The following is a 19,653-nucleotide window of genomic DNA, read 5'->3' on the forward strand; positions in this document are numbered from 1 at the left end:
CTTGCGAAGCTTAGGGAGTTCGCAATGACCACAAAAAAGACCGCACTTGTTATTTCTGCACATGCCGCTGATTTCGTTTGGCGCTGTGGTGGGGCCATCGCGCTGCACGCTGAAAAAGGGTACGATGTGACGGTTGCGTGCCTGTCTTTTGGCGAACGTGGCGAAAGCGCACGCCTATGGAAAGAAGGCAAGTCGCTGGACGAAGTCAAAGCGATCCGCCGCGGCGAAGCAGAGGCCGCTGCCGATGCTTTGGGCGTAGCGCGTTTGGAATGTTTTGATCTGGGTGATTATCCCCTGCATATGGAAAAAGAGGATAAGTTTAAGCTGGTTGACCTTATCCGCGACGTTCAACCGTCCTTCATGCTAAGCCACAGCCAGTATGACCCCTACAATACCGACCACATGTATATGACGCAGATCGCGTTAGAGGCGCGGATGATTGCCCAGGCGTGGGGCCATAACCCAGGTCAAAAAGTGCTAGGTGCGCCGCAGCTGTATCTGTTTGAACCACATCAGACCGAACAGATGGGGTGGAAGCCAGACCATTTCCTGGACATCACATCTGTGTGGGACAAAAAACGCAAAGCGATGGAATGCAACCAAGGTCAGGTTCATCTTTGGGATTACTACACCCGTGTCGCGCAGCAACGGGCGAACCATTTCAAACGTAATTCGGGTGGCCAATCGGGTGGGCGTGATTGCCAATATGCTGAAGGTTTCCAAAGCATTTTCCCGCGCACTGTTGACGAACTATAATCGCCCTGTCGTCTGAAATCATAGGAAACGAAATGTCTGATCCAACCAATCTGTCCTTTGATCTGGCGCACCTTAGCCACGTCGAAATGCTCACGAATAAATTCGAAGAAAGCCTTGCGTTTTTTACCGAAGTTTATGGGCTTGTCCTATCTGGTCAGGATGACACGTCGGCCTATTTGCGGGCATGGGACGATTACGAATACTGCACGCTGAAACTGACCAAATCTGATACGACTGGTGTTGCGCATATCGGGTATCGCGCCGCATCGCCCGAGGCGTTAGAGCGCCGCGTTCAGATAATTCAGGACAGTGATTACAAAGTACACGGCTGGGTTGACGGGGATCTGTCCCACGGTCGTGCCTTTCGGTTCGAAGACCCGTTTGGACATGTCTTTGAAATTTTTTATGAAACCAACTGGTACGAGCCCCAAATCGAAGCCGAGCGCGCAGCTTTGAAAAATACTGCATCGGCGTTCAAAGGCGCCGCACCACGTCGTATTGACCACCTCAATCTTTTGTCGACCGATGTACGTGAATTCAAACGGTTCATGGAAACATGTTTGGGCAGCCGCGTGACCGAATACATCGAACTGGACAATGGCCGTTTGGGCGGCTGTTGGTTTACCGTGAACAACAAAACATATGATCTAGCCTGTACCGAAGATCATACTGATGCGACGGGGCGTTTGCACCACGTGACCTACGCAACAGACCAGCGCGAAGATATCCTGCGCGCTGCGGATATTTTCCTGCAAAACAATGTCCATATTGAAACGGGCCCACACAAACATGCAGTTCAGGGCACATTCTTCCTGTATGTTTGGGAACCTGCGGGCAACCGCGTCGAACTGGCAAATGCAGGTGCGCGGCTGATCATGGCACCCGATTGGAAACCGATCAAATGGACGCAGGCCGACCGGATGAAGGGGCAAGCTTGGGGTCTGAAAACGATTGAATCCTTTCATACCCACGGCACCCCGCCAGTAGAAAAGGATCATTGATATGGGCGTTGTTGTTCAAAATATCGAACGGGCTGATCAAGCCGTCATCGACGCACTAGGCGCGGCGGGCGTTGCAACAGTACACGAAGCGCAAGGCCGAATTGGCTGCCTGCATTCCTACATGCGTCCGATCTATAAAGGTGCGAAAATTGCGGGTTCCGCTGTCACGATTTCGGCAGCGCCAGGCGATAACTGGATGGTTCATGTTGCGATCGAACAATTGCAGCCCGGTGATGTTCTGGTGCTTGCGCCAACCTCGCCTTGCGATAACGGGTATTTTGGCGATCTGCTTGCAACCTCGGCGCAGGCACGTGGGTGCCGTGGTTTAATCATTGATGCAGGTGTTCGTGACACTGTTGATCTGGAACAAATGGGTTTTCCTGTCTGGTCCAAAGCGGTGTCCTGCCAGGGCACGGTCAAAGCTACTTTGGGCGATGTGAACGTTCCAATCGTTTGCGCAGGTCAAACAATCAACGCGGGCGATATCATTTGTGCAGACGATGACGGTGTTTGTGTTGTTCGTCGTCAGGATGCGAATGCCGTTCTAGAGGCGACGCAGAAACGTTTGGACGCCGAAGAGGCAAAGCGCGTGCGGCTGGCCGCAGGTGAATTGGGGCTTGATATTTACGACATGCGCCCGCGTTTAGAGGCGATGGGCCTGAAATATGTCTGATGGCACCCCTTGCATATGGATGCGCGGGGGCACGTCCAAAGGGGCCTATTTCAACGCGGCAGACCTCCCATCTCGCGAAGCAGAACGCGATGTGCTGTTGTTACGGATCATGGGGAGCCCTGACCCCCTCCAAATTGATGGTATTGGTGGGGCCGATCCGCTGTGTTCCAAGGTGGCGATACTGTCACCATCCGTGCGCGAAGATGCCGACGTCGATTACTTGTTTCTACAGGTGTTTGTGGATCAACCGATTGTGTCGGATGCGCAGGCTTGTGGGAATATTTTGGCTGGTGTTGGCCCCGCAGCGATAGAAATGGGCATTGTGAAGCCCCGTGGCAATGAAACTCGGGTGCGGATTTTCATGCAAAACACAAAAGAATTATCCGAGGCGATCATCCAAACCCCTAACGGCGTTCTAACGTATGACGGTACAGCGCGCATTGATGGAGTGCCGGGTACCCATGCACCCGTTACTTTGATGTTTTCCAATTTGGCAGGATCTATGTGCTCGGCGCTGTTGCCGACTGGGAATAGCGTTGATGTAATTGATGGCGTGCAATGCACGTTGATCGATAATGGCATGCCAGTTGTCGTCATGCGCGCCGATGCATTCGGTCTGACGGGTTTTGAAACTCGCGAAGAACTGGATTCCAATAGCGATCTGAAATCACGGATTGAGGCGATCCGTTTGAAGGCTGGCGATATGATGGGCTTGGGCGACGTGGCCGAAAAATCGGTCCCAAAAATGACTCTGGTTAGTCCCGCAGAGCATGGTGGTGTGATTAACACGCGCAGCTTTATACCCCATCGTTGTCATGCATCGATTGGTGTCTTTGCGGCCGTTTCGGTAGCAACGGCTTGCACGCTGCCGAATGCTCCCGCTGCAGATTTGGCGAATTTGCCGACAGGTGATGTATTTTCGATCGAACACCCGACTGGTGCTGCTGATGTTGTGATCACTCGGGATGAAAAAGGCGCTGTGATCGGTGCGGGAACATTGCGCACCGCGCGAAAGTTATTTCAGGGATTTGTTTTCGGCTAAAGCGCTGCGTGTGAATTGGAGCGTAGCCGGACAGAGGCAAATTCAATAAAAGCAGTAACGCGTCGCGGAGCTGTTCGGTTGGGCCAACGCAAAATGTTTACCGGTATTCCGGTGTTATCAGCTTTGGGAATAACAGGTACTAATTGGCCTTTTGCGATGGCTTCTGCGGCCTGATACCCGATGACACGCGTTATGCCCAAACCATTCACAGCCGCACTGACTGCGGCCTCGGCTGAGTTGACTGTAAGGCGTGGCCGAACTCGTATCGTTTTGCGGCCGTGTTCAGAATGGTCATAGGTCCAGCGCAGACCACTTGGCGGTGCGGCAAAGCAAATACAAACGTGGCTGTTTAGGTCGGATGGCTTTTGGGGCGTGGGATATTTGGCAAGGTACGAAGGCGCAGCACAGGTCACCATTCGCTGCGATCCGATAAATGTCGCCAAATGGCCTGAATCCCGTAAGGCGCCGATCCTGACGGCCAAATCTACGCCTTCTTCAATCATATCAACCCGTCGATCCTGCAAAAGCAGACGTATATCGATATTGGAATGTTGTTCCAGAAAATCTGTCACGATAGGCAGGACATGAATTTTTCCAAAGGTTTCGGGCGCTGTGATCGTGATTGTGCCGTTCAAATCGCTGATTTGTCCTGAAATCCGTGCCTCGGCCTGATCAATGTCGTCAATGATCAACCGACAGGCCGTTAGATATTCGCGACCTTCCGGCGTTAATTCCATGCGACGGGCAGAACGCGTTATCAAGGCAAGGCCCAGGTGTTGTTCCAACTGGCTCAGCTGGCGGCTGATGTTGGTCAGCGGAGTGTCCATTTCGCGGGCGGCAGCGGACAAACTGCCCGCCCGTGCAACGGTGCTGAAAACCTGCATGGCGCGTAATTTGTCCATCTACGACCTTTCCAAAAAATGGAAACATATAATCCGTAACAACCGACTATCGGAATGCAGGCAAAGGCGAAACACTACCTTAGTCCTGTCGCTATAACGCTTTGATGCGACAACACTTGCACCGATTGGGAGGAAAACGATGCAACTATACGACCTAGAGCTATCGGGTAACTGCTACAAAGTACGCCTGTTTCTGTCGCTGATTGGTCAGCCCTATGAACTGATTCCTGTTGATTTTTTAGGGGGCGCTCACAAAAAGCCGCCGTTGTCGGATATGAACCCATTTTGTGAAATTCCAATTTTGACGGACGGAGCTCTGACTCTGCGCGATAGTCAGGCCATTCTGATTTACCTAGCGCGCCAATACGGCGGAGAAGCGTGGCTGCCGACCGAAGCTGCATCCATGGCTCAGGTCATGGAGTGGGTGATGATGGCCGAAAACGAAATTGCACGCGGCCCGAATGATGCGCGGTTGCACGACAAATTTGGATATGAATTAGACCACGGGCTCGCCGTAGACAAAGCAAAGCGAGTCCTATCATTGCTAGAGGCCCAGCTGGAAGGGAAAGAATGGCTCGCGCTAGATCGGCCAACAATCGCGGATATTGCCTGTTTCCCTTATGTTGCATTGGGACATGAAGGCCGTATTCCAGTGGGCGATCATCCAAATGTCGCTGCATGGATCAATCGGATCAAATCATTGCCGCGGTTCGTGACTATGCCAGAGCTATAATTCATGGGGTTTTCTATCACGCAATATGAACACGTCGGGATACGCGTCACAGATCGCGATCGCGCGATTGCTTTCTACCAGTCTCTTGGTTGGCGCGAAGAAGTGAACCTACCTCAGTACCATGCAAATGAAATGGTCAATGACGCGGGCGTTTATATCAACCTGATTTTCAATGGTGCAAAACAGCCTGACAATCGTAACGTGCTACAGGATGAGCCAGTGAAACTGGCGGGGTTCACCCATGCTGCATTTGTCGTGACTGACATGGATGATTTGATCGCGATGTTTGAAAAGAATGCGATCAACATCACTGGAGGGCCTTTGATTTATAGCGACCGCAGGCGAGTCATTTTCATCCGCGACCCTGATGGTAACGTACTAGAGTTTAATGAATTATTATGATCAAAGGCCCGATTGGATGATCAATCGGGCCTTTAATTTGTTATACAATACCGCCGCCAGCGCCGGATACTTTGGGGCGGATGCTGGCGACCTGCGCACGGTATCCCGATTGGCGATAGGTCATGATCGGATCAATCGCGCCGCCCGTTTCCAGACGCGCCATTTGCAAGATCGGTTCGACGTCCGTACGGAATGCTTGGCGCAAAGTCGCAGATGCCATCAGCGCATCATTGTCGTTCTGATATCCCGTTAGCACGTCGCGATCGACCAGTGATGCCTGAACAAAGGCCCGCTGAATTTCCATTGCGGAAATCATCAGGCTTTCGATCGGGTCGGTCACATTGTGCGACTGATCGATCATATGCGATAGGTTTAAATCGGGGCTTTCGGCGTCGACCAGTTCATTCCACACTAGGAACATGCGGTACGGGTCGATGGTGCCGCTATCCAGATCGTCGTCGCCGTATTTGGAGTCGTTGAAATGGAAGCCGCCCAGTTTGCCCGCGCGGATCAGGCGCGACACGATCATTTCGATATTCACGTTCGGCGCGTGGTGACCCAGATCGACCAGACATTTGGCTTTGTCACCCAATTCCTGCGCGATCATCAGGGACGTGCCCCAATCCTGCACAACGGTGGAATAGAACGCGGGTTCGTACATTTTATGTTCGCTGAATAGCTGCCAATCGTCGGGCAGCGCGCCATAAATGTCCTGCATCGACGCCATGTAGCGATCAAACTGGCGGCCCATGTGGGTTTGACCGGGAAAGTTCGACCCGTCCCCGATCCACACGGTCAGAGCGTTCGATCCAATGGCTTGGCCGATTTCGATGCATTCGATGTTGTGATCAACGGCCTGCTGACGTGTCGCGGCATCATTGTGGGATAGCGACCCGAATTTATACGAATGTTCCTGATCGGGCTGATCCTGAAACGTGTTCGAATTCATCGCGTCAAAGCCCAGACCGTATTCGCCTGCCTTTTCCAGCATGGCCTTTGGGTCGGCTTTGTCCCACGGGATGTGCAGCGACACCTTTGGCGTGGCTTGGGTCAGGGTGTGGATCACACCGCAGTCGTCCAGTTTGTCGAAAATATCGCGCGGTTCGCCTTTGCCTGGGAAACGGGCAAAACGGGTGCCGCCGGTACCGGTGCCCCATGATGGGACAGCGACACCAAAGGTTTTTGCACGTTCTTTGATTGCAGCGGCATCAATACCGCGGCGGTCCAGCTGTTCGCAAACGGCATCGTAATCTGCATTCAAATCGTCGATGCGTTTTGCGTTTTCGGATTCGATTATCGTCTTCATGGCCGCACCCTAGCGAGTGAACGCTTGGACATTGCCAGCGTCAACGTTGATGATGTTGCCAGTGGACTTTGCCGATGCTTCGGATGCAAGGAAATAGGCCGCTTCGGCGATGTCTTCGGGCAGGACCGACCGTTTCAGCATGGACCGATTGCGGTACATTTCCTCTAGCCCTTCTTTATCCGTGCCATAGGTGCCTGCGCGCTGTTCCAGCCATTCGCCTTCCCAGATTTTCGACCCCTTTAGAACGGCGTCTGGGTTCACGACGTTCACTCGGATGCCAGCCTCTGCGCCTTCTAGAGCCAAACAACGGGCCAGATGGATTTCAGATGCTTTGGCCGTGCAATAGGCCGACGCGTTGGGCGATGCGGCCAGACCGTTTTTCGATGCGACGAACACGATCGACCCGCCGATGTTCTGCTGGCGCATAACCTTGAACGCTTCGCGGCTGACGAGGAAGTAGCCCGTGGACAGGATGTCCATGTTCTTGTTCCACAGATCCAGCGACGTTTTTTCGACAGGCGCCGACGACGCGATACCTGCGTTCGACACAAGGATATCCACGCCGCCAAATTCGACCGAAGTATAGGCGTAGGCATCAATGATCGCTTGTTCGTCCGTGACGTTCATCTGCACGGTGCGCACGACATCCGCGCCGAATGTTTTGGCGAAACCTGCGCGGACTTCCTCCAATGCGTCTGCGTTGATGTCGGCCAGCATGACGCATGCGCCTTCGGTTAGGTAACGGTGGGCGGTTGCCGCGCCGATGCCGCCCGCGCCGCCGGTGATCAATGCCACACGGCCCGCCATCGATTTCGGCTTTGGCATACGCTGTAACTTTGCCTCTTCTAGCAGCCAGTATTCGATATCGAATGCCTCTTGTTCGGGTAGGCCGCAGTATTCGGACACAGCCGACGATCCGCGCATTACATTGATCGCGTTGACATAGAATTCGCCCGAAATGCGCGCGGTGGCTTTGTCTTTGGCAAAGGTGATCATGCCGACGCCAGGCACCAGATAGACCACAGCGTTCGGGTCACGCAGGGCAGGGGAATCGTCATGTTTGCAGCGGTCGTAATAGGCCGCATAATCCGCGCGGTAATCGGCAACCTGATCGGGCAGACCCGTTAGGACCTCTTCAATGTTGTTCTGTGCAGGGTCAAAATTTACGACCAGAGGGCGGATTTTGGTGCGCAAAAAATGGTCTGGGCAGGATGTGCCTAGCGCGGCCAACGGCTCCATATTTTTGGAGTTCACGAATTCCAGCACAGCATCCTGATCGTCGAAATGACCGACCATGTGCTGTTGGCCCGACACCATGCCGCGGATCGCAGGCATCAGTTTCGCGGCGACCGCTCGGCGGGCATCAGCGTCCAATGATGTGTGTACCGCACCGCCAAATGCGGCCTGACCTGCCGTTTTGTCGGCGAACCAATCCATCGCCTTTTGGATGATTTCCAGCGTCAGTTCATAACACGCCTTTGCGTCGTCATCCCAAGTGAACAACCCGTGCGATTCTAGCACGACGCCTTTGGCGTCGGGGTTTTCAACGCAGAATTTTTCCAGCCACAGACCCAATTCATAGCCCGGTTTTTTCCAAGGCAGCCAACCGATGTCATCGCCAAAAATCTCGGCCGTGAGTTCGCGCGAATTTTTCGATGCTGCGATGGCGATGATCGCGTCAGGGTGCATGTGGTCCACGTGTTTGCGCGGGACATAAGCGTGCAGGGGGGTATCAATGGATGCTGCGCGCGGGTTCAGGTTCCACGTACAATGGGGCAGGTAGCCCACCATTTCGTCTTCGAATTCGACGCCGCGATAGACGCCTTTTAGGGCGCGCAGTTTGTCCATGTATAGGGTGGAAAATCCGTCCATTTTGATCGACCCGACGTCGCCGCCCGATCCTTTGACCCACAGGACCTCTACCTCTTCCCCAGTCAGAGGGTCCTTTTCCGTGACTTTTGCAGATGTGTTGCCGCCGCCGTAGTTGGTGATCCGTTTATCAGACCCCAATAGGTTCGAGCGGTACAAAAGTTTCTCCGACTCGGACATGGATGCAGCTTTGGCGTCATCCCAACCGTTAATAAGGCGCTGATTTGCACCGGAATTCGACATGATATCCTCCCTTCGCGTAAAAAAACGCGGTAATAACTTTCCAATCAAAACTGACGGGACTGCGACGGAATGTCAATCATAAACAATCATAAATGATCGTTTGCAGCTGCAGAATGATTGGAAATGATTTTTAATGATTGACAATGCGCGTCAAAATCCCGCAACATCCAAACCCGAGGGAGGACTCAATGCACGAAACAGAACGCCATAGGGTTATTTTATCTGCTGTTCAGGACCGTCCGGTCGTGACGGTGGTTGACCTGTGTGGCCTGACTGGTGCGTCCGAAGCCACCATTCGTCGCGACATTGCGACGTTACATGAAACGAAAAAACTGCGCCGCGTGCGTGGTGGAGCCGAAGCGCTGACCCCGCCACAAGTGGTTGGGCTGGCAGGTCGGCCGTTTTCGATCAACGAAACGATCAATATCAAGCAGAAACAAGCAATCGCGCGCGCAGCTGTTGAATTGTGTGATGACGGCGATCCGATCATCATCAACGGCGGCACGACGACGTTCCAGATGGTGCATCCGTTGGCCACGCGCCGTGTTCAGGTTTTCACCAACTCGTTCCCGATTGCCGAACATTTGCTGAAAAACACCAAAAACACGATCATGCTGTCGGGCGGGGTTATTTACCGCGAACAGAATATTGTGCTGTCACCGTTTGAAAACGACGTGACCCGCAATTTCTATGCCCGCCGCATGTTCATGGGTGCCCAAGGCATCGGGCCACTAGGCCTGATGGAAGCGGACCCGTTGCTGATCCAAGCAGAACAAAAATTGATCGGCCAAGCCGATGAATTGGTTGTTTTGGTGGACAGTTCGAAATTCGACCAGCGCAGCAGCCTAGTACTGTGTGGGCTGGACCGGATCGACACCGTGATCACGGACGAGGGGATCACTGATAAAGCGGCTGCCATGTTGGATGCCGCAGAGGTTAAGCTGATCGTAGCCCCTGTCGAGGCTGCGGCAGCAGAGGAGGCGGCCTCTTAGACCCGTCAGTTACACTTTAGGGAGGATACAATGAGTGTAATGAAGAAAATTCTGTCGACCGTGGCTGTTGCAGCTGCGTTTACAGGTACAGCTGCGCAAGCAGAAGACATGCGCATCGCGCTGGTCGTCAAAGCGTTGGGTATCGGTTTCTTTGAAGCCGCAGCACAAGGCGCCGAAGAGGCCGCAGCCGAACTGGGCGATGTCGAAGTCATTTACACCGGTCCGACCGACACCACAGCCGAAGGCCAGATCGAAGTGATCAACAGCCTGATCGCTCAGGGCGTTGACGCGATTGCGATTTCTGCAAACGACCCTGACGCTGTTGCACCTGCGCTGGCACGTGCGATGCAGCGCGGCATCACCGTTATTTCGTGGGATTCCGGCGTCGCCCCCGAAGGCCGCCAAATGCACCTGAACCCATCGTCGAACCCGCTGATCGGCAACATGATCATCAAACTGGCTGCTGACCACCTGCCAGACGGCGGCGAAGTCGCGGTTCTGTCCGCATCGGCGACCGCAACGAACCAGAACATCTGGATCGACGAAATGAACAAGGTGATGGGCAACTATCCCGGCATCGAAGTCGTCGCGACCGTTTACGGCGATGACCTTGCAGATAAATCCTATCGCGAAGCCCAAGGCCTGATGCAGTCCTACCCTGATCTGGACGCGATCATCGCGCCTACCTCGGTTGGTATTGTGGCTGCGGCGCAGGCTGTTGCGGATGCGGGCAAAGCGGGTGAAATCAACGTCACCGGTTTGGGTCTGCCATCGGAAATGGCTGGCGCGATTGAATCGGGCGCGTCGAAATCCTTTGCGATCTGGAACCCGATCGATCTGGGCTATTCGGCAACCATGATTGCCCACGCATTGGCAACCGGCGAAGCGACCGCAGAACCAGGCGCATCCATCCCAATGGGCCGCATGGGCGAAGTGACGCTGGATGACACAAACTCGGGCGCAATGGCCGATCCGTTTGTCTACGACGCATCGAACATCGCTGACTTCGTCGACATTTTCTAATCTCCCAAGGGTCGGCATCATGGGTGCCGGCCCACCTATTGGACGATCTATGCAACAGACCACTTCAACGGACGCGCCTGTTCTACGGCTCGACCGAATAACCAAAACATTTCCGGGCGTTAAGGCGCTGGATCAGGTGCAATTGGGCCTGTATCCGGGGCAAGTCACTGCGCTGATCGGGGAAAACGGCGCGGGTAAATCCACGCTGGTTAAGATTTTGACGGGCATCTATCAGCCCGATGGCGGCGCGATTTATGTTGGCGACGAACAGGTGTCGTTCCCTACCGCCCAAGACGCAGCCGCACACGGCATCACCGCGATCCATCAGGAAACCGTCCTGTTTGATGATCTGACGGTGGCCGAAAACATATTTTTGGGGCACGCGCCCAAAACAAAATGGGGTCTGATCGACACAAAAACCCAAACCCGCCGCGCGACCGAAATTCTGCGCAGCATTGGCGCAGACATCGATCCGCAAACGCGTCTGCGTGATCTGGGCATCGCGTCGAAACATTTGGTCGCGATTTCGCGGGCTTTGTCGATCGACGCTCGGGTTGTCATCATGGACGAACCCACCGCTGCGCTGTCGCACAAAGAAATTCACGAACTCTATGATCTGGTCGATCAGCTAAAAGCGCAGGGCAAGGCGATCCTGTTTATCAGCCACAAATTCGACGAGATTTTCAAAATCGCCGACCGTTATACCGTGTTCCGTGACGGCCAATTCGTGGCCGACGGCAAAATCGCCGACATTAACGAAGGCGAATTGGTTCAGATGATGGTGGGCCGGTCCGTCGATCAGGTGTTCCCTAAACGCGAAAGTCTGCTGGGCACCGAAGTGTTGCAGGTCGTCGGCTATGACCATCCGACCGAATTCGAAGGCATCAATTTCAAACTGCACCGCGGTGAGATTTTGGGTTTCTACGGTCTGGTCGGGGCAGGGCGGTCTGAATTTATGCAGTCCCTTTTCGGGATCACCAAACCGTCCAAAGGCGTGACCAAAGTCGACGGCAAAATCACCGTCATCCGGTCCCCCGCTGCGGCGGTCGAGGCTGGCATCGTTTACGTCCCCGAAGATCGCGGTCTGCAGGGCGCCATTCGCCCCATGCCGATTTTTCAAAACGTATCGCTGGCGTCATTGAAAAAAACGTCGAAAAACGGGTTCATCCGTTTGGCCGAAGAATTCGCAATGGCGCGCGAATATACCCAGCGTTTGGATCTACGGGCGGCGTCCTTGGATACGCCCGTGGGCAACCTGTCTGGCGGTAACCAGCAAAAAGTCGTCATCGCTAAATGGTTGGCAACAAAGCCAAAAGTCATCATTCTGGACGAACCGACCAAAGGCATCGATATCGGATCCAAAGCCGCCGTTCATGATTTCATGGCTGAACTGGCGTCCCAAGGGCTCGCTGTCATCATGGTCAGTTCCGAAATTCCCGAAGTCCTAGGCATGTCCGACCGCGTGATCGTCATGCGCGAAGGCCGCATCGCCGCCGAAGTGTCCGGCGATGACATGACCCCCGAAACTCTGGTCCGCCACGCAGCGGGCATCGCGGAGGCGTAGATGAATATTTTGAAATCTCGCGAAATGATCCTGACAGCCGCGATTGTCGTGCTGCTGGGTCTGGTCGCGACCCGTTTTCCGGCGTTTATCGCGCCATCAAATCTGGTTGCGGTGTTCAATGACACATCGCCGCTGATCCTATTGGCGATTGGGCAGATGATCGTCATTTTGACCAAATGTATCGACCTGTCGGTTGCGGCCAATCTGGCGCTAACGGGTATGGTTTGCGCGATGATCAACGTCGCCGCGCCAGGCGTCCCCGTTGTTGTGATTATCGCCGTGGCGATCGGATTGGGCGCGGTTTTGGGCGCGTTCAACGGCGTGCTTGTGTGGAAATTGGATATCCCGCCAATCGTTGTGACACTGGGCACGATGACCATTTATCGCGGCATTATTTTCCTGATTTCGGACGGAAAATGGGTCAATTCCCACGAAATGTCCCCCGCGTTCAAGGCGTTCCCGCGCGCCGAATTTCTGGGCCTGCCGATGCTAAGTTGGATTGCTATTTTGATGACCGTAATTTTCTTTACGATCATTACGCGCACCACGCTGGGCCGGTCCTTCTATGCTGTGGGCGGGAACCCGCATGCGGCGGTTTATACTGGGATCAACGTTGGTAAATCACAGTTTTGGGCGTTCACCTTTTCCGGCGCTTTGGCGGGATTGGTCGGCTATCTTTGGGTGTCGCGCTATGCGGTGGCCTATGTCGATATCGCGCTGGGGTTCGAATTGGACGTGGTCGCCGCCTGCGTTATCGGCGGGATCGCGATATCGGGCGGGATCGGGTCCATTGGCGGGGCCGTATTGGGCGCTTTGTTCTTGGGCGTGATAAAAAATGCGCTGCCCGTCGTGAATATCAGTCCGTTTTGGCAAATGGCGATCTCTGGTTCTGCGATCATCATCGCCATCGCTGTGAACACCCGTGCCGGTCGCACCAAAGGCCGCATCATCCTGAAAAAAGCAGAGGCCACCCAATGAGCCACGTCGAACGTATCATTCCCGACCGTCTGCAATCGCCGTTTCAAAAACGGATCAAAAGCTGGGAAAGCCTGCTGCTGGCGGTCGCCATCGGGATTTTCATCGCGAATAGTTTCGCGTCCCCCTATTTCCTGAACGCGTGGAACCTGTCTGACGCGACATTCAATTTCACGGAAAAGGCGATGATAGCCTTTGCCATGGCGTTGTTGATCGTGGCGGGTGAAATCGATTTGTCGGTCGCGTCGATCATCGCGCTGTCATCAACCGCGATGGGCGCAGTGGCGCAGTTTGATGTGTCCACGCTGACTATCGTTTTGACGGGCCTGTCCGTCGGTGTGATCTGCGGCGCGTTCAACGCGATTTTGGTCACCGTCATGGGCTTGCCGTCCATCGTTGTGACAATCGGCACAATGAGCCTGTTCCGCGGCATCAGCTATATCGTTTTGGGCGATCAAGCGTTCCGCGGCTATCCCCGCGACTTTGCCTTTTTCGGGCAAGGATACGTGTTTTGGGTGATCAGCTTTGAATTTGTGCTTTTCGTAGTTTTGGCCGTTATCTATGGCGTCTTGCTGCACAAAACCAACTTTGGCCGCGCTGTGTATGCCATTGGCAATAACGCGACCGGCGCGTTATTTTCAGGCATCCGCGTCAACCGCGTCAAATTCATCCTGTTCGTCCTAACGGGCCTGATGTCGGGCGTTGCGGCGGTGTGTTTGACTTCGCGTCTGGGGTCAACTCGTCCGTCCATCGGACTGGGGATGGAGCTAGAGGTCGTCACAATGGTCGTTTTGGGCGGCGTGAATATCTTGGGCGGATCGGGGTCTATTCCGGGCGTCGTGATCGCGGCTTTTGTCATGGGCATGGTGACTTTTGGTTTGGGTTTGCTGAACGTCCCTGGCATCGTCATGTCGATCTTTATTGGCGCGCTGTTGATTGGCGTCATCGCCTTGCCGCGCCTATGGGCGATGTGGAGGAAGTAATGCAGAAATTTGCGTTCAAAATGCAGCTGCATGACGGTCAGTTGGACGAGTATAAACGTCGCCATGATGAAATCTGGCCCGAATTGGTGGACCTTCTGAAACAGGCGGGTGTGTCGGATTATTCGATCCATTTGGATGCGGACACGAATGTCTTGTTTGGTGTTCTATGGCGCACGGATGATCACGGGATGGATGACCTGCCAAACCACCCTGTTATGCAAAAATGGTGGGCGCATATGGCAGACATCATGGTAATCCATGATAATAACGAACCGGTCGCGACGTCGCTGATCAACGTCTTTCACATGCCATGACCCATATCGCTGTCATTGATGTCGGCAAAACCAACGCAAAACTGGCGTTGGTTGACAGTACGACCTTGGAAGAAATCGCAGTTGTCACTCGTCCAAACCGTGTTTTGACAGATGGACCATATCCTCATTTTGATCTGGAAGGGCATTGGGCCTTTTTCGTTGACGCTTTGGGAAAATTCCAATCGCAGCATGGTGTCGATGCAATCAGCGTTACCACGCACGGCGCGGCGGTCACGTTGATTGATCACGATGGACAGGCCATCCCGATGCTGGATTACGAATTCGGCGGCTTGGACCCCACGGGTTATGATGTCCTGCGTCCTGAATTTTCTGAAACTGGATCACCGCGATTATCAATGGGGTTAAACGCTGGGGCGCAGTTGCATTGGTTGTTCACAAGCGATCCAACCTTGCGTGATCGCGTTGCGTCTATAGTAACCTACCCGCAGTATTGGGGTTTTCGTTTGACGGGTCAGGTCGCGACTGATGTGACAAGTCTGGGCTGTCATACTGATTTATGGAATCCGCATAGCGGCCAATATTCACAGTTGGTAAACGATTTGGGGATCGCTGATCTGATTGCACCAGCACGAAAATCTACTGACATATTGGGCACCATTTTGCCAGCGATTGCTGAACAAACGGGCATTTCAGCCTCAACACCCGTCGTCTGCGGCATTCACGATTCAAACGCGTCTTTGTATCCGTATCTGTTAGGCGCGAAGGGGCCATTTAGTGTCGTGTCGACAGGCACTTGGGTGGTTTGTATGTCGATGGGCGATACTGTTCCCGAGCTGGACCCGACCCGTGATACGTTGATCAATGTGAACGCGTTGGGAAACGCTGTTCCAACGGCCCGTTTTATGGGCGGGCGCGAATTTGAACTGATCAGCGCGGGCCGCGACATTACCACTTCGGATGCTGATCGAGAGGCTGTTTTAAACGGTATCCATCTGTTGCCAGCCGTTGAACCAACCTCAGGGCCATTCATGGGCCGAAAAATGAAGTGGTCCGTGAAACCCGCGACTGCCGGTCAGGAAATGATCGCGCTGTCTTATTACCTTGCCCTGATGACGGACACCTGTTTGTCGCTGATCAATGCGACCGGAGATGTGATCGTTGAAGGTCCGTTTGGTCGCAACGATGATTATCTACAAATGCTTGCGGCGCTGCGCTCAAATGTTCGCATTGCCGCCTCGGCAACGGGGACTAGTGTAGGCGCTGCGTTATTGGCTATGGATAGTCCGAAAAGCCCAGAAACCAGTCCAATCACCAGCCCAGTTGATGATAGATTTACGCGATACGCCCTAGAATGGGCTCGACTGCTAAAGGAAAGCTGATGCGTCTTTCAAGTTGCCATAACTTTCACGATTTCCAAAAACTGGCAAAGCGCCGTTTGCCGTCGCCTTTGTACAACTACATTGCGGGCGGTGCGGATGATGAACTGACACTTCGGGAAAACACCGCCAGCTTTGATCGCGTCGATTTGGTTCCGAATGTTTTGCGCGGTGTCGAAAACGTGGATTTGTCTACCACCGTGATGGGGCAGAAAATCGATCTACCTGTGTATCTGTCGCCAACTGCTTTGCAGCGTCTTTTCCATCATCAGGGTGAACGGGCAACAGCAGCGGCAGCGGAAAAATTCGGAACGATGTTTGGGGTTTCCACCATCGGCACCGTCGCGATGGAAGAATTGGCTGCCAAACATTCAAACCCGCAGTGCTATCAGTTCTATTTCCACAAAGATCGAGGACTGAATTCTGCGATGATGCAGGCTGCGAAAAATAATGGCATCAAGGTGATGATGCTGACCGTAGATACGATCACTGGCGGCAATCGCGAACGTGATCTACGGACAGGATTTTCTATCCCGCTGCGCCTGAACATGCGCGGAATGTTGGATTTTGTTCTGAAACCGCAGTGGGGGATCAACTATGTCACCCATGAAAAATTCAGTCTTCCCCAGTTGGAAAAGCATATCGACATCAAAGGTGATCCCGTTAGCATCGGCAAATATCTGAATGATATGCTGGACGCGTCTATGAATTGGGATGACGTCGAAAAAATGGTGCGCGAATGGGACGGTCAGTTCTGTCTGAAAGGCGTGATGAGCGTCGATGATGCGACCCGTGCTGCAGACATTGGCTGTACTGGTATTGTTTTGTCTAACCATGGTGGGCGCCAGTTGGATGGATCGCGGACGGCCTTTGATCAATTAGATGAAATCGTACAGGCGGTTGGTGACCGCATGGACGTGATGATTGATGGCGGTATTCAGCGTGGCACACATGTGCTCAAGGCGTTGGCGTTGGGCGCAAAGGCAGTTGGGCTTGGGCGGTTCTATCTGTTCCCACTTGCCGCAGCAGGGCAGGCCGGAATCGAACGCGCGGTCGGAAAACTGCGCGATGAACTGGTGCGGGATATGCAGTTGATGGGCTGTACGTCAATTGACCAGCTAAACCGCGATATGCTGCGGTTCCGCTGATCGATATGTTTGTGAAAGTCCGCCCCAAATGGGGCGGGCTATCAAATCTGGCTTTCGATCCATTCGAACGATCCACGAATTAGATCGCCATTATCGATATCAATCACTGCAGGTTCCGTGCATTCGAACGAAAACGCGCCTTTGTAACCGCGTTCGATAAACGACCGTATTTGCGGGATCGCAGCGGAACGGTCATCAGGGTTTACAAACACGCGGTGGGCATCTGCAGCTGAATCCAGTGCCAACTGTGGATCTGAAATCCCTGAAATATGAACCATAGCAGTATGGTCTGGGTATATTTCATCCTCGTTCGCAATTGTGTGTTGAAAGGTATCATGTACGATCGCGAACATCTCTGGGGCGACTTCATCAATCGCTGCGACCAAATCCGCTTTGCCTTTGATTGATGACGTTTCAAACCCGATCGGTTCGATCAAAGGTTTCACAGATAGCCCGCGGAAAATGGGCATCAGTTCCCGCAGTGTTTCGCGTATGGTCAATGTGGGTCGGTCATCGACGGTTGGAATCAACGAAACGGTTTCTGCGCCTGCTGCTTCTGCAAGCTGCGCCAAATCGGTGATCTGTTGAGCGATTTCTTCAGACCAAACGTTGAAACCGTAAACCTCGGACACACCGAATAGGCGCAGACCTTTTTCAGCGATCAGCGCCTTTGCGTTTGCAGGGTCCATCCCATCGAAAGTCGGGCGACCGAGGTCATTCCGAACCTCGATACCGCCGCAACCGGTCGCAACTGCTATGTCCAGATAGTCTGGAAACGACAGTGTACGACAGGTTTTCTGGTTTAGCGCGCGTATCATCACATCAAATGTTCGACTTCAGGGGCGGCGATGAAACGCCATTTGCGCAGTGGTCCGGCCATGACGTTTAGATAGTACATCTCGAACCCGTGCGGCGCACCGCAGGGGTGGTGGCCGCGCGGCACGCAGACCACATCACCGTCATAGACAGCCATGGTTTCATTCAGGGTCAGATCGTCCGTGTAGACGCGCTGAATGCCCCAACCACCCTCGGCGTTGATCCGGTGGTAATAGGTTTCTTCTAGATAGGTGATGTTCGGGAAATCATCCTCATCATGGCGGTGGCTTGGGAACGACGACCAGTGACCAGCCGGTGTGAATACTTCGGTCACCAGCAGGCTGTCGCAATAGTCTTCGTTTTCCATCGCAATGTTGTTGATGTAGCGCGTGTTCACACCTTCGCCGCGCTGGGTCAGGGTGATGCCGTCAGGTCCGATTTTGCGGGCCTTGTGGCCGGATTTACCAGGGGCCAGACAGACCGCAATGGTGCAATCCGTGGTCGCTGTCGCATCCCAGTTTTCGTCATTTGGCACGTACAGACAGTGCGGCGGCGTCTTTTCAAAGACGTTCATCCGCTCGCCCAATTCGCCCCAGTTTTCACCGGCTGCGTTGATCGTGGCTTTGCCTTCGACCATGACCAAAATGGCCTCGTTCGACCCCGTTGCCTCGGCAATGGTTTCACCTGCGCGCAAACGGTACAGCGAAAATCCAACATAGCGCCACCCCACGGACTGCGGGGTGATTTCGTGGACTTTACCATGTGTACCGAACGGTTTTTTCAGAAGATCTGCCATATCAGTTCACCAGCGATTGATTAGAGATTTGGTTTAGGTATTCGGCGAAGCGGTCGCGTTGTTTTTGACGTTCGGAGACTTGGGGTACGGCGACGTCCCAGAAGTATCCGTGTTCGCCGGCGGTGGTTTCGATACCGGTGCCGGGGAAGTCTTTGGCGATTGTGTCGATGACGATCACGGTTGGGATGTTGCGGGTCCGCGCCGCTTTGATCTCGGCCTCGAGCTGGTCGGTGTTCGCCGCTTTGACCGCATGCGCGCCCATCGATGCTGCGTGCATGACATAGTCGATTTCTGGCTGAACTTCGACGTTGCAATCAACGTACATGTTGTTGAACGGCTCGCCGCCGCAGCCCATGGTTTGCAGACGGTTGATACAGCCGTAGCCGCGGTTGTCGGTCAGAACGACGGTGAACGGAATGCGGCGCATGACGGCCGTCGCCAGTTCCGCGTTCGCCATCATGTACGATCCATCCCCGACAAAGCAGATCACGTCACGTTCTGGCGCAGCCAGTTTGATGCCCAATGCGCCAGCAACTTCGTAGCCCATGCAGCTATAGCCGTATTCCATGTGGTATCCGCCTTGGCTGGGCTGCCAGAGCAGTTTCAATGCGCCTGGCATGGTGCCTGCTGCGCACATCGCAATCGCGCTGTCGTCGGTCGCGCGTTGAACGGCGCCGATCACCTGACCGTCGGTTGGTTTCGCGTCCTGATCATCAGGGCGTGCGCAATAGGCATCCACCGCGCGCAGCCAATCGATCCGCTGTTCAGGATCACAAGC

Annotated in this window: 20 protein-coding genes; 14 read left to right on the forward strand and 6 right to left on the reverse strand. The window is 54.0% G+C overall.

The annotated features are described in order from the left end of the window. Positions 1 to 24: 24 nt before the first annotated feature. From BVC71_RS14295 to BVC71_RS14310, 4 genes are read left to right on the forward strand one after another with little or no spacing between them, the layout of a single operon-like run. Positions 25 to 756, forward strand: a complete 732-nt coding sequence (locus tag BVC71_RS14295; protein ID WP_086452378.1) for a PIG-L deacetylase family protein — start codon at positions 25 to 27, stop codon at positions 754 to 756. 32 nt (positions 757 to 788) lie between these two features. Further along, positions 789 to 1,757 (forward strand): VOC family protein, encoded by a 969-nt coding sequence (locus BVC71_RS14300; protein ID WP_086452379.1) that lies wholly within the window; start codon positions 789 to 791, stop codon positions 1,755 to 1,757. A gap of 1 nt (position 1,758) precedes the next feature. Next, positions 1,759 to 2,430, forward strand: coding sequence for a 4-carboxy-4-hydroxy-2-oxoadipate aldolase/oxaloacetate decarboxylase (locus BVC71_RS14305; RefSeq protein WP_086452380.1), 672 nt, complete (start codon positions 1,759 to 1,761; stop codon positions 2,428 to 2,430). Then, on the forward strand, positions 2,423 to 3,472 hold the full coding sequence (locus tag BVC71_RS14310) for a 4-oxalomesaconate tautomerase (RefSeq protein WP_095531951.1): 1,050 nt from the start codon (positions 2,423 to 2,425) through the stop codon (positions 3,470 to 3,472). The genes BVC71_RS14305 and BVC71_RS14310 overlap by 8 nt, the downstream gene beginning before the upstream one ends. Here the strand turns inward: BVC71_RS14310 and BVC71_RS14315 are convergent. After that, positions 3,469 to 4,374: a LysR substrate-binding domain-containing protein gene (locus BVC71_RS14315; protein ID WP_086452382.1), complete on the reverse strand. Its 906-nt coding sequence runs from the start codon at positions 4,372 to 4,374 to the stop codon at positions 3,469 to 3,471. The two genes, BVC71_RS14310 and BVC71_RS14315, sit on opposite strands and share 4 nt — an antisense overlap. 139 nt (positions 4,375 to 4,513) lie before the next feature. Here BVC71_RS14315 and BVC71_RS14320 point away from each other — a divergent pair, with 139 nt between their 5' ends. Both BVC71_RS14320 and BVC71_RS14325 read left to right on the forward strand, forming a co-directional pair. Further along, positions 4,514 to 5,107: a glutathione S-transferase family protein gene (locus BVC71_RS14320; protein ID WP_086452383.1), complete on the forward strand. Its 594-nt coding sequence runs from the start codon at positions 4,514 to 4,516 to the stop codon at positions 5,105 to 5,107. 3 nt (positions 5,108 to 5,110) lie between these two features. Beyond that, positions 5,111 to 5,509: a VOC family protein gene (locus BVC71_RS14325; protein ID WP_086452384.1), complete on the forward strand. Its 399-nt coding sequence runs from the start codon at positions 5,111 to 5,113 to the stop codon at positions 5,507 to 5,509. A 40-nt stretch (positions 5,510 to 5,549) separates the two neighbouring features. Here the strand turns inward: BVC71_RS14325 and rhaI are convergent, their stop codons facing one another. Continuing rightward, positions 5,550 to 6,815 (reverse strand): L-rhamnose catabolism isomerase, encoded by a 1,266-nt coding sequence (rhaI, locus tag BVC71_RS14330; protein WP_086452385.1) that lies wholly within the window; start codon positions 6,813 to 6,815, stop codon positions 5,550 to 5,552. A gap of 9 nt (positions 6,816 to 6,824) precedes the next feature. After that, positions 6,825 to 8,927, reverse strand: coding sequence for a bifunctional rhamnulose-1-phosphate aldolase/short-chain dehydrogenase (locus BVC71_RS14335; RefSeq protein ID WP_086452386.1), 2,103 nt, complete (start codon positions 8,925 to 8,927; stop codon positions 6,825 to 6,827). Positions 8,928 to 9,115: 188 nt separating this feature from the next. Between BVC71_RS14335 and BVC71_RS14340 the strand changes: the two genes are divergently transcribed. From BVC71_RS14340 to BVC71_RS14375, 8 genes are read left to right on the forward strand one after another with little or no spacing between them, the layout of a single operon-like run. Next, the gene (locus BVC71_RS14340) at positions 9,116 to 9,919 is read left to right on the forward strand and encodes a DeoR/GlpR family DNA-binding transcription regulator (protein WP_086452387.1); all 804 of its coding nucleotides are present in this window, start codon (positions 9,116 to 9,118) and stop codon (positions 9,917 to 9,919) included. 30 nt (positions 9,920 to 9,949) lie between these two features. After that, positions 9,950 to 10,942: a rhamnose ABC transporter substrate-binding protein gene (gene rhaS / locus BVC71_RS14345; protein ID WP_086452388.1), complete on the forward strand. Its 993-nt coding sequence runs from the start codon at positions 9,950 to 9,952 to the stop codon at positions 10,940 to 10,942. Between the two features lie 49 nt (positions 10,943 to 10,991). Continuing rightward, the gene (locus BVC71_RS14350) at positions 10,992 to 12,506 is read left to right on the forward strand and encodes a sugar ABC transporter ATP-binding protein (protein ID WP_086452389.1); all 1,515 of its coding nucleotides are present in this window, start codon (positions 10,992 to 10,994) and stop codon (positions 12,504 to 12,506) included. After that, positions 12,507 to 13,484 (forward strand): ABC transporter permease, encoded by a 978-nt coding sequence (locus BVC71_RS14355; protein ID WP_086452390.1) that lies wholly within the window; start codon positions 12,507 to 12,509, stop codon positions 13,482 to 13,484. Further along, a complete protein-coding gene (locus tag BVC71_RS14360; protein ID WP_086452391.1) occupies positions 13,481 to 14,464 on the forward strand; it encodes an ABC transporter permease in 984 nt (327 codons plus the stop codon). The genes BVC71_RS14355 and BVC71_RS14360 overlap by 4 nt, the downstream gene beginning before the upstream one ends. Next, the gene (rhaM, locus tag BVC71_RS14365) at positions 14,464 to 14,778 is read left to right on the forward strand and encodes an L-rhamnose mutarotase (protein ID WP_086452403.1); all 315 of its coding nucleotides are present in this window, start codon (positions 14,464 to 14,466) and stop codon (positions 14,776 to 14,778) included. Before BVC71_RS14360 ends, rhaM begins: the two co-directional genes overlap by 1 nt. Continuing rightward, on the forward strand, positions 14,775 to 16,118 hold the full coding sequence (locus BVC71_RS14370) for an FGGY-family carbohydrate kinase (RefSeq protein WP_086452392.1): 1,344 nt from the start codon (positions 14,775 to 14,777) through the stop codon (positions 16,116 to 16,118). Before rhaM ends, BVC71_RS14370 begins: the two co-directional genes overlap by 4 nt. Further along, positions 16,118 to 17,263 (forward strand): alpha-hydroxy acid oxidase, encoded by a 1,146-nt coding sequence (locus tag BVC71_RS14375; protein ID WP_086452393.1) that lies wholly within the window; start codon positions 16,118 to 16,120, stop codon positions 17,261 to 17,263. Before BVC71_RS14370 ends, BVC71_RS14375 begins: the two co-directional genes overlap by 1 nt. 41 nt (positions 17,264 to 17,304) lie before the next feature. Here the strand turns inward: BVC71_RS14375 and BVC71_RS14380 are convergent, their stop codons facing one another. From BVC71_RS14380 to BVC71_RS14390, 3 genes are all read right to left on the reverse strand, one after another. After that, positions 17,305 to 18,081: a TIM barrel protein gene (locus BVC71_RS14380; RefSeq protein ID WP_086452394.1), complete on the reverse strand. Its 777-nt coding sequence runs from the start codon at positions 18,079 to 18,081 to the stop codon at positions 17,305 to 17,307. Continuing rightward, entirely contained in the window at positions 18,081 to 18,875 is a 795-nt protein-coding gene (gene iolB / locus BVC71_RS14385; protein WP_086452395.1) for a 5-deoxy-glucuronate isomerase, read from the reverse strand. The genes BVC71_RS14380 and iolB overlap by 1 nt, the downstream gene beginning before the upstream one ends. 1 nt (position 18,876) lies before the next feature. Next, the coding region (locus BVC71_RS14390; protein WP_240516873.1) for a thiamine pyrophosphate-dependent enzyme at positions 18,877 to 19,653 on the reverse strand (777 nt) is incomplete at its 5' end.

It is taken from the genome of Marivivens niveibacter (assembly GCF_002150005.2).
Classification (GTDB): domain Bacteria; phylum Pseudomonadota; class Alphaproteobacteria; order Rhodobacterales; family Rhodobacteraceae; genus Marivivens; species Marivivens niveibacter.